Raw genomic sequence first — 9,974 nt, 5'->3', positions numbered from 1 at the left:
TGTACCCGTGCCTGCTGGCGGCAAGCGACTTCTACGCCCACCACCGCGCGCACCCCGAGCTCACCTACAGCGATCGCGTGATCTACTCACCGTCCGTGCGGTGTTCAGAGACGACAAAGGCACGCTTCTGCCGGAGCCCTACCGGGTCTCGTTCCTCACCGCCGCCGCGCCCAACTTCGGCGCGATCCTGCGCAGTCAGCCCGAACACGCGGCCGCGGTTCCCATGATCCTTCAGCGGCGTGCGGCACGTGTTCTACGGGTCGCCGCCGCGCATGGACACCGGCGGCTGGTCCTTGGCGCCTGGGGATGCGGGGTGTTCGGCAACGACCCGGCGGTCGTGGCGGCGGCGTTCCGCGCGTCGTTGCGAGACAACCGGTTCTTCGACGACGTCGTGTTCGCCGTGCTGGATCGGACGCGGGACACCCCTGTCCTCGCCGCTTTCGCCGATGCGTTCAGCAACAACGGGCATGGAGATCGGCTCGTCAGCCCACCGTCCGATCGGTGAACAAGCGTTCAAGCACGGCGTTGGTGCCGATCCTGCCGGCCGGGCACGTCGCTGAGGCCGACGTCGAGCCTGCCGACAACCTCATCCATGCAAGCGACAAAGACCGCGGAGACCACACACGAAACGGTCCTGAATCCACACTGTTGTCGATCAGCACGGCACGGCCGGTTTTGTCGCTCCGACTCGCATACTCAAAGTGACGATTCGGAACGCCAACTCGGCAGTCCCGGCCGTGACCGCCTTGGCGTCCGAGCCTTCCTCACGACATTGCCTCACCAGATCCCGGTGGAGCACCTCACCGGCCCAGCTGCTGATACGTCCGGTGATGTTGTCGTGGCGACAAGTGCTGCAGCCCGGACCTGCCGCGATGGCGTCAGTGGTCGCCGTGTGGTCGCATGCGGCCCACGCTAGTGATTTCACGGTACTTCACCCAAGGCCGGGTAGTTAACGTTTTCGCTGGTCACGCGACCGGGCTGCAGGAGTCACGACGCAGGACAACGGAGCTCGTCGGTACACGCAGTCGACCAGGACAGCTTGTCCCAAGGAGCTCCGTTGCCCTCTCATTGTGTCCTGCCGCCTGCGCTGACGGCCATCACCCGCACGGTCACCGTGGCCGCGGGCCGGTTCGCTCCCGGGCACCTGGGGGAACTGCCGCCGGTGGCCCCATTCGAACTCGTCGACGCGATCCTGGAGGAGACCGGGACGGTCCAGCGGCGGCTGCGTGACCTGCCCTCGCGGGTCGGGATCTACTTCCTGCTCGATCCGGCTCCTGGTGCTGCGCCTGGCACGAGAGAATCCCACCTGGGGCTACCGCCGCATCCACGGCGAACTCCTCGTGCTCGGCATCAGGATCGCCGCATCCACGGTGTGGCAGACCCTCCAGGACGCCGGGATCGACCCGGCACCCGAGCGCACCCGGACGACCTGGTCAACCTTCTTCGCTCACAGGCCGACGCATTCCTAGCCTGCGACTTCTTCGAGGCTTCCACCCTGAACGGCACCCGCCTGTACGTGCTCGCGGTCATTGAGCACGCCAGTCGCCGGGTCCGCGTGCTCGGCTCCACCGCGCACCCGACCACATCCTGGGTCACCCAAGCCGCCAGAAACCTCGTCATGGACCTCGAAAACGCGGGCAGCTCCCTACGGTTCTTCATCCGCGATCGCGACGGCAAGTACCCTGCCCTGTTCGACGCCGTCCTCGCCGACGCGGGCATCCAGGTCGTTCTCAGCGGAGTCCGCATCCCGCAGATGAACGCGATCATGGACGCTGGATCCGCAGCTGCCGCCGAGAACTCTTCGACCGCACCCTCATCCGGAACCAACAGCACCTACTCCACGCGCTACGCCAGTACGAGCAGTTCTACAACAACCGCCGCCCCCACCAAGGCATCGACAACGCCCGACCACTGCGACCACCAGCCACCGACCAAGCGGCCATCACCCACCTCGACATCCGCCAACGGCAACGACTGGGCGGCATCCTCATCGAGTACCACCACACCGCCTGACCAGCACGGATGACATTTTCGGCAGGCACAGCGTCAGGCGGGTCGGAAGGTGCACGTCGTCGCCGACCGGCACCCGGTGCACCGCAGCAAGGCGGTCCGCGTCTGGCTACGGGACAACACCGACCGGGTCGAGCTGCACCTGATGCCCGGCTACAGCCCCGAGCTCAACCCGGACGAGTTGCTCAACGCCGATCTCAAGCGCAACGTCAACGTTTCCCGCGCGCACAACGTCGACCGCCTGGCCTACGAGACCCGCCGCTCCCTACGTCGTCGCCAACGCCAGCCGCACATCGTCCGCGGCTACTTCCAGGCACCACACGTCCGCTACGCCATCATGTAGGCAACCGAACACTCTCGGCTCAATAATGCGAAACGGGTCAAAGGTTCGATTCAATCACGGCCGAGCGAGCTGTGGCGGGGAACTGCCATCAGGCCATGTTGAGCAGGCGACCACTGCCGCCGATGAATCGCCGGAAGAGATCTTCGGCGCAGGGAACAAGGTCCTTGCGACCAGCACCATGATCAGGACTGAACCGGTTGGATCAAGGGCGGAGCCTACCGGCCGAAGTGCGCGTAGGGCGCCCAGTCCAGCGGGCGGTGCGGTTGCGCGGCGCGGAGTTCCCGGACCGCCTGGTGCAGGGCGCGCGCGGTGGACCCGCGGGTCGTCCGGACCGCGCCGTCGACGACGACACGGTCGTAGAGCCGCTCGGCGAGGTCCGCCGCGAGCCGGTCCCCCACCGGCCAAAGCGTGCCGACGACCTCACGGAAACCGGCCAGTTGCAGGGCACCCGCCAGGTGCGTGAACTCGTCGCGGTGCCGGGCGGACGTCTCCGCCGTCGAGCACGAGGAGAGGTAGGCGATCTCCGCCCCCGTCAGGCGCAGGCGGGCGATCGCCTCGACGGTCAGGGGGTGGGTGCGGTGGTCGGCGAGCAGGAGCCTGCTCTCCGCGGGGCGCGCCGCGTCCGCGACACCGTGGCAGGCAAAGTGCGCGAAGCGGTGGTGCGGCAACTGTTCGAGCACCTGGTCGCGGGTGGCGTCGGCGTCCAGAACGGTGGCACCCGGCACCTTGGCGGCGATGCGGGCCACCTCTCGCCGCACGGCCGGCAGGGCGGCACCAGTAGCTTCCGGCGCGGCGACGACCAGAAGCGACCCGGCGGGCGCCTCAGGCGTGGTCCGCGACCGCGCCAGCGCCCGGATGGTCGGCGTGTACGAGGTGACCGCGCGGTCGAGCACCGAACGACCGCTTCCCCGGCCGAGGCCGGCGGCGTGCAGGGGCAGCGCCCCGACGACGCCCACCGGGCACCACCACAGCCGGTCGACCTCCCCCAAGCGGTCCAGCACCGGCTCGGCGATGGCAATCCAAGTCCAGGCCAGAACGTACCCGGCCAGCCCTTGCGCCGCGTGCCACCCGTCTCTCGACGGCCCCGCCGCCAGCTCGTCGGCGTGGCGCAGCACCGCCAGTTGGCCGGTCACGGTCCGGAAGTCGGCGGCGGGCAGCTCCACCACGATCGGCTCGTCGCGCGTCACGATCAGGGCAAGCCCGCCCCCTCATCGGCGGCCACGTAGACGATCGGCCCTTCGGTGGCCTCGGCCCGCAGCTCGTCGTATGTGGGTGGCACTAGGAAGCGGTCGAACCCCGGCAGGGCACGCACTTCGCGGAGCAACCGTCCCCAGTGGACCGTCCACAGCTCCCTGTTCCGCAGAGCCGCCGGCGGCGCTTCGCCCGGGTCGTTCAGCGCCGTGCGCACCAACCGGAGCCGGGTCACCTCGTCGGCCAAGTCGGGCCGGACCGCGCGCAGCTCGTCCACACCGGACCGACTGGTGATCGCGTCGGTCAGGAGGATGCCGCGGGCCTGTTCCAGCAGTTCCGCGGCGCGCTCAGGTCGTCCCGCTCGCGCCAGGACGGCGAGCGCGGTGGCCGGGAAGCCCGCCGTCGAGGTGACCAGGTGCAGCCGGTCGGCCTCGGCGAGCGCCTCGGGGGCGATCTCGGGGAGCAACACGGCGGCCTGCTCGACCTGGCTGACGGCGTGCTCGTCGGCACCAAGGAGGGCCGAGGTGGACGCCGACCGCCACCGCGCGCCGAAGGTGATGACCGGGGGCGCGGTGGCCACCTCCGCGGCAGCGACAAAGTGCCGGTTAGCCTCGGTGAGCGAGGACGGGTCGCCGATCAGCCGGTGCTTGGCGAGCAGCACGACGGCGAGGGTGTGCCTGGCCGCCGCCGAGTGGACCTCCGTCGCAGGCAGCAGGTTGACCGCGCGCCGGGCGAACCCCGCCGCCGCGTCGAGCACGAGCGGATCGGTATCGGCCTCGTCGGTGTCCGACAGCATGATGGCAAGCGCATAGAGGAGGGAGGCCCGGCTGATCGGCGGCAAAAGGTCGCCCTTGGCGACGGCCGTACGCATGACCTCGATGGCCTCCCGCTCGGCACTGCGGTCACCGGTGGCCCTGTGCACCTTCTCGAGTGCCCCTCCCAAGGAGCCCATGTACGCGGCGTGAACCGGCGACTCCTGGGGCACCGCCGCCAGTGCGGACCGATACAGCGCCACCGCCTGATCGAGGAGGGCCACGTCACCGGTCCGGTCGGCCAGGGTGCTCAGCGCGCCTGCCGCCCCCGACAGGAGCACGGGCGAATCCGCGCCGGTGATAGCCAGCGCCTCCGAGTACGCGTCGACCGCTCTCCGCAGAAGGGTCAGGTCTCCGATCCGGCGGTAGCCCGTGTCGAGCACCTGCCCCAAGCCGCCCAGGTACCTCGACCGCGCCGGGCGGTGGTCGGCAACGGCGTCGGCGGCCCGGTGCGCGAGATCGATCGCCTCGATCAACGCGTCCCGCTCGCCGGTCGTCGTATGCACCACGTCGAGGGCGCGGGCCAGCGCTTCGAGGTACACGGCGGCCGCAGCGGAACCTGCGGTGACCCGCACCGCCTCGCGGAGCAGCCTTACCGCCTCGTCGAGCACCTCCGGATCCTGGTTGTGCACGTGGACGGACAGCAGGACGTCGGCGAGAGTGCTCAGCAGCACCGCCCGATCGGGTCCGTTGGCGAGGTCCGAACGGGCGGCCTCCGCGGCGACCTCCCCGGCCTGCACCAGCACGTCGATGTGCCCAGTGTGGGTGAACCACGTCCGGAGGCAGTCGGCGAAGTTGGTCAGCCACCCCACCCGGCCTGGGTGATCCGGTCGGCTCGTGGCGCACACCTCTTGGAGCAGCGACCGCGCCTGGCGCAGCGCAGCGTCGTCGCCGCCCGACTTGTACCTGGCCAGCAGAGCCGTGCCCAGGGCGGCAGCCGCGTCGTGCCGGTTCGAGTCGCTGGTTGGCAGCAGGGCCAGGGCGGTCCGGCCCGCCCGGATCGACTCGGCCAGCAGGTCGGCGGCACCGAAGTGCTCGAACGCGGTTCGGGCGATCGTGCACAGGTTCGTGAGGACCACGCTGGCGGTCGAGGCGTCCGCAGCCGGTTCCGCCGCCGCTCCCCGCACCGACGCGACGGCCTCTGTCAGCAGGTCCTCACCACCGCCAGCGGCGAACCGCAAGTGGAGCGCGATGCCGAGCTGCATCGGCGCCAGGGCCGATTCCGGCTCGTCCTGCGGCCGCCCCGCCACAGCTAGACGCAGCAGGCCGATCGCCTCGTCCAGCAGCGGCACGTCGCCGCGCTCACGGAAGGCCAACGTAAGGGCGTGGCCCAGATTGGCCTGGAGCGCCCACCGGTCCGCGCCACCGTCCGCGGCCAGCCCCAGCCGACCGGCCTCGATCGATTCCAGCAGCGCGGGCACGTCCCCGGTGCGCGAGTACCAGTTCAGCAATGCCGTCATCAGCACCGCCAGCAGCTGCGGTCGCTCTTCCTCGTCCACCGGCTCGCGGGTGGCCAGCCGCGCCACCGCCACCGCCTCCCAGTCCCTAGCGGGGTCGGCGAAGCGTTGGGCGGCGGCGGACAGCAGGCCGACCAGCAGGAGCATCCCCGCCCTCTGTTCGGGTGTACCCGGGGGCAGGGCGTCCACCTCCCGCCACTGCGCCTCGACCAGCCGGTCGAAGGTCTCCTCCGGTACGTCCTCCGTCTCCAGGGCGAACAGGACTTCCAGCAGATGCCAGTCGACCTCTTCGCCGTCCGCGACGGGTTCGTCAGCCAACAACGCCGAATTCCTTCCCTGGGAGTTCCGAGCACGTCGATTACGCATCAGGTGATTGCCGATTTTTGCGGTCGGCATGATCGTCCAGCGGTGATCTAATAGCACGAACCGGAACATGCGACCGCAATACTGCGGCGCCGGTCCGGTGCGGGCAGAATCAGATGGGTCGACGAGGTGAGTGGTGACGGTGACGGCTTACCCGGAACTAGGCGCGGCAGTGGTGGCCGACGCCGTGGCGGTGTTGGCGGACCTGCCGGGGTGGCGGCTCGACGAGGCGCGGTGGACGACCGTCGCCGAAGCGGTGGCCGAGCTGTCTGAGGCCGTGCGCGACCGGGACCCCGACGCGTTCGGCGCGGCGGCAGTGGATTTGGAGCTGGCCGTTCCCCGCAGGATCACACGCATCGGCGACGAACCGGTGGTCCCACCGCCCGCCCGGGTGCTGGAGTTGGCCAACGAGCTGGTGCGAACCCTGGTCGGCGACACCGGGGACCGATACCGTGCGCAGGAGCCGGCCGGGGAGGACCGGCCGGGAGACCGGCGTGCTGGCTGACCAGGAATTAGTGGTCCACCTCTACGCGCCGGCGGTCGGGGACGCCGAGGACGGGCTCCGCGCGATCTGGGCGCGTTGCCGTGCGCTGGGCGCGGTGCACCCCGTGCCGAACACCGAACTGCCCTCCGCGTTGCCCGGTTCGCTCCGGTCATCCCGCCCGGACGGCGCGGTGGCGGCCGCGCAGGACGACGCGGCGGACACCCAGGCCGTCCTGCGCCGCTCGCACGACGTGCTCAACCTTTCGCTGGCCTTCACCGCGCCCGAAAGCCCGCCGGGGTCCGGGTGGATCGCGTTCGACCGGCGCTGCACCGACCTGGTGGGCGACGCGGCGGACCTGCTCGGCACGACCAGGGTGTTCCAGGCGAAACACCCGAGCGGCGTGGACGAGACCGTGACAGCCGCACTGCCCGCCCACCTGCGCGACCGCTTCCGGTGGGCGGCACCGGAGGTCCGGGAAGGCGTCCTCGCGTTGCTGGAGCCGGTCGACAACGTCGGCGCCGACCGCGTCCTGGTGGTCCTGGCACCCGCCGGGCACGACGCGGTGCTCAGCGCATGGACGTGGAGCCGGGGCACCGCCGAGATGCCCCCGCTGGCCCGTTACCTGATGCACGCCACGAGGCTGCGCCACTCGATCGGCGTTCTGCACGCGGACACCCCCGAGCTCGACCGGCTGCGAGCGCGGGTCCACGACGAGGTGCGCCGCGCCGACCCCGGCCAACCGGTAGCCGTCGCGCTCACCGCGGCGACATCGGCGCTGCGCCGGCTACGTCGGGCCGCCGAGATCGACCGGACGAACATGACCGCGGTGTTCTCCCGGCCGCTAGCGGCCGACGACGGCTTGGCGGACTGGGTGGACCGGCAACTGGACCACGCTCTCCGACGGCTCGACGAGGACAGGCGGCTAATGGACGAGGTCCGGGTGCTGCGCCCGCCCGCGCCGATGGCCGAGGCCCCCGGCGGGCGGGCGATCCGAATGGGCTTCATGCTCGACGTGGTCGGCTACGGCGGCCGGGAGTCCGGGCAGCGGGTTGAGGTGCAGAGGCGGCTGGCAGCACTGGTGAACTCGGTGCTCCACGACCTCGGAACCGCGCCGTCGACCGTCGACCGTCAGGACACTGGCGACGGGTTGCTGGCGTTCCTGCCAGCAGGGAGCGACGTCCACCGCGCACTGCCGCTGCTGCTCCGCCGCACCGCCGACCGACTCGCCCACGGCAACGCCGAAGCGCAGGACCGGCTGCGGTTGCGGATGGCCGTCGTCCTGGGTCCGGTCGGCCGGTCGGAGCTGGGGTTCAGCGGCGCCGCCGCCACCGTCGCCGGCCGCCTGCTGGACTGCGCGCCGCTGCGCGAACAGGTGGTCGCCCAGCCGGAGCGCGACCTGGCGGTCGTCCTGTCCGAGCACGTGTACGAGTTCGTGGTCGCCGAGGGTGTGCCCGGCCTGCCCCGGGAGCAGTTCAGCCCGGTGAAGGTGCGGGTCAAGGAGCTGGCCACCGAGGCGTGGCTGTGGACGGGGTGACCCCAGGTCAACGAACACCGTGCCGTACTACTTCCACATCGTTCCTTGAACACGGCACCCGACGCCTGCACATCACCGGCGTCACCGCCCACCCACACAGGCATGGACCATGCAGCAGGCTAGAAACCTCACCGCCGACCTCGGACACCGGATGACGCCCCTACGCTTCCTGCTCCGTGACCGCGACGACAAGTACAAACCCGCGTTCGCCACCGTCTTCCAAGCCGACGACCTCCACGTGATCAAGAACGCGCCGCGAGCACCGAGGATGAACGCCCACTGCGAACGGGCCATCGGCACCATCAGACGCGAACTCCTCGACCACATCCTGATCCTGGGAGAAGCCCGGCCCCACCAGGGCCGCCACCAACTACCACCCGACGCCCAGCAGCACCCTGCCGCGATACACGACCTCGACGCCCACAGACTGCACCGCACCCGCATCCGCGACGGCCTCATCAACGAGTACAAGTATGCCCCTTGACCTGCAGCGATGACTTACGAGCGGCACAAGGTGCTGTCGGGTTCCGGGCGATTTTCTAGTCGGCCTTCTTAAAGTGGCTGCTTGGGATCTATTTCTGCCTGGTGAGTTGTCGGGTGGTGGTGCGGATCATGGCCCAGCGGACCATGGCTTCGTGGTGGCGTGAGAGGCGTTCGTAGTCGCGGGCGCAGCGGCGGTGTGAGGTGATCCAGGCCAGGGTGCGTTCGACGACCCGGCGGCGGGGTAGGACGTGGAACTGTGATCCGCGTGGTCGTGTCACGACTTCGACGGCCAGGTCCTTTGTGGTGTCAGAACTCTGCACTGGGGCGCTGAGCTGGGGTGATCGTGCACCTTGGAACACAGGGGCATAACTATGTGGCGTGGAGCTGCGACTGCCACGTCCGAGCACCGAACGGCTCCCCGGCCAGCCGTTCTGCTCGACCGGTCATCGGTGGCGAAGGATGCCCAGTTACCGGCGCTGCGGCACTGGATCGCCGTAGTGTGCCGGACCGGCCCATGCCTCCGGACCGGACCGATCACGTAGTGATCGCCGCACTGGTGCGTCGCCCCCCGCCGCCCGAGCACCGACCGGTGACACCGGAGACCATCCCGCGACAGCACCGGCGCCCGGTAGGAGCGGACCAGCCCGCGGCGAACACCCGACCCGCCCGGCGAGACATCGCACCAGCCCTCAACCGACCTGAACGGCAATCAACCGCACCCGCGACCTCTTCGGTGCAGTACGAAGTGGTGGTCACCCCGGCACTCGGGATGTCGATCAAGGCCACAGGGACGCGACCAGCAGTTTTATCACCGGAGACAGACGAATCCGACCACAAATGCGATAGATCCCAAAGGAGGTCTGCTCCCAAACTGCTCGCCGAAACGATCACCGGCCCGCAGACGATGATCCGTCTACGGGCCGGTGACCTGCACAAACACGCTGTGGGCGATACTGGGATCGAACCAGTGACCTCTTCGGTGTGAATGAAGCCGGAATAATGCCTCTACCAGCACGGATGTAATTACCGCGGGAAAATGCCGCTATTGGGTGCCGTTGAATGCGGTTTAATACTGTTGAACGCGTCTGACGGCTCCCATTTTGCTCCCAGCATCCGCTCCCACGCACTCCCCCGCTCCCTGACGATCCGCGGACCGCCGACCACGATGGTCGCGCACCCGACCCTCATTCCGGCCCGCACAGCGGATGTATCCGTCGCCGAGGAGGACGAGGGTCATGCCCGCCGACCGGCGGGCATGACGACACGCACCACCGTGTCGTTGTCGTCGGGCCACCGT

At 69.6% G+C, this 9,974-nt stretch carries 6 protein-coding genes, 1 tRNA gene and 2 pseudogenes; 6 read left to right on the top strand and 3 right to left on the bottom strand.

Features of this window, described 5'->3' with window-relative positions; translation table 11 throughout:
* The 3 genes and pseudogenes from ADK67_RS48665 to ADK67_RS06080 all read left to right on the top strand — a co-directional run.
* Positions 1-505, top strand: a 505-nt coding sequence (locus tag ADK67_RS48665) for a TIGR02452 family protein (RefSeq protein WP_231648036.1), incomplete at its 5' end; no start/stop codon positions are given.
* A 591-nt stretch (positions 506-1,096) separates the two neighbouring features.
* A pseudogene (locus ADK67_RS55275) lies at positions 1,097-1,264 on the top strand (transposase domain-containing protein); the annotation flags it as partial.
* 780 nt (positions 1,265-2,044) lie between these two features.
* Positions 2,045-2,353 (top strand): annotated as a pseudogene (locus tag ADK67_RS06080) (transposase); the annotation flags it as partial.
* Between the two features lie 215 nt (positions 2,354-2,568).
* Here ADK67_RS06080 and ADK67_RS06075 read toward each other — a convergent pair.
* A complete protein-coding gene (locus tag ADK67_RS06075; RefSeq protein ID WP_053715401.1) occupies positions 2,569-3,540 on the bottom strand; it encodes a CHAT domain-containing protein in 972 nt (323 codons plus the stop codon).
* A 2-nt stretch (positions 3,541-3,542) separates the two neighbouring features.
* Entirely contained in the window at positions 3,543-6,131 is a 2,589-nt protein-coding gene (locus tag ADK67_RS06070; protein WP_157619951.1) for a hypothetical protein, read from the bottom strand.
* Between the two features lie 181 nt (positions 6,132-6,312).
* Here ADK67_RS06070 and ADK67_RS06065 point away from each other — a divergent pair, with 181 nt between their 5' ends.
* The 3 genes from ADK67_RS06065 (at position 6,313) to ADK67_RS06055 (ending at position 8,678) form a co-directional block, all read left to right on the top strand.
* A complete protein-coding gene (locus tag ADK67_RS06065; RefSeq protein ID WP_157619950.1) occupies positions 6,313-6,681 on the top strand; it encodes a CATRA system-associated protein in 369 nt (122 codons plus the stop codon).
* On the top strand, positions 6,671-8,194 hold the full coding sequence (locus tag ADK67_RS06060) for a CATRA conflict system CASPASE/TPR repeat-associated protein (protein WP_157619949.1): 1,524 nt from the start codon (positions 6,671-6,673) through the stop codon (positions 8,192-8,194). The genes ADK67_RS06065 and ADK67_RS06060 overlap by 11 nt, the downstream gene beginning before the upstream one ends.
* 109 nt (positions 8,195-8,303) lie before the next feature.
* Positions 8,304-8,678: a hypothetical protein gene (locus ADK67_RS06055; RefSeq protein WP_053715397.1), complete on the top strand. Its 375-nt coding sequence runs from the start codon at positions 8,304-8,306 to the stop codon at positions 8,676-8,678.
* Positions 8,679-9,621: 943 nt separating this feature from the next.
* Here the strand turns inward: ADK67_RS06055 and ADK67_RS50470 are convergent.
* Positions 9,622-9,705, bottom strand: a tRNA-Val gene (locus ADK67_RS50470).
* Between the last annotated feature and the right edge of the window lie 269 nt (positions 9,706-9,974).

The organism is Saccharothrix sp. NRRL B-16348 (assembly GCF_001280085.1).
In the GTDB taxonomy this organism is placed as follows: Bacteria; Actinomycetota; Actinomycetes; order Mycobacteriales; family Pseudonocardiaceae; genus Actinosynnema.
Note: the sequence above shows the minus strand (reverse complement) of the source record. Positions and strands in the feature narration are given on the sequence as shown.

Excerpts from the sequence above, each read along its gene's own strand:
- ADK67_RS06055 (WP_053715397.1), top strand. The coding sequence starts at position 8,304 with ATGCAGCAGGCTAGAAACCTCACCGCCGACCTCGGACACCGGATGACG.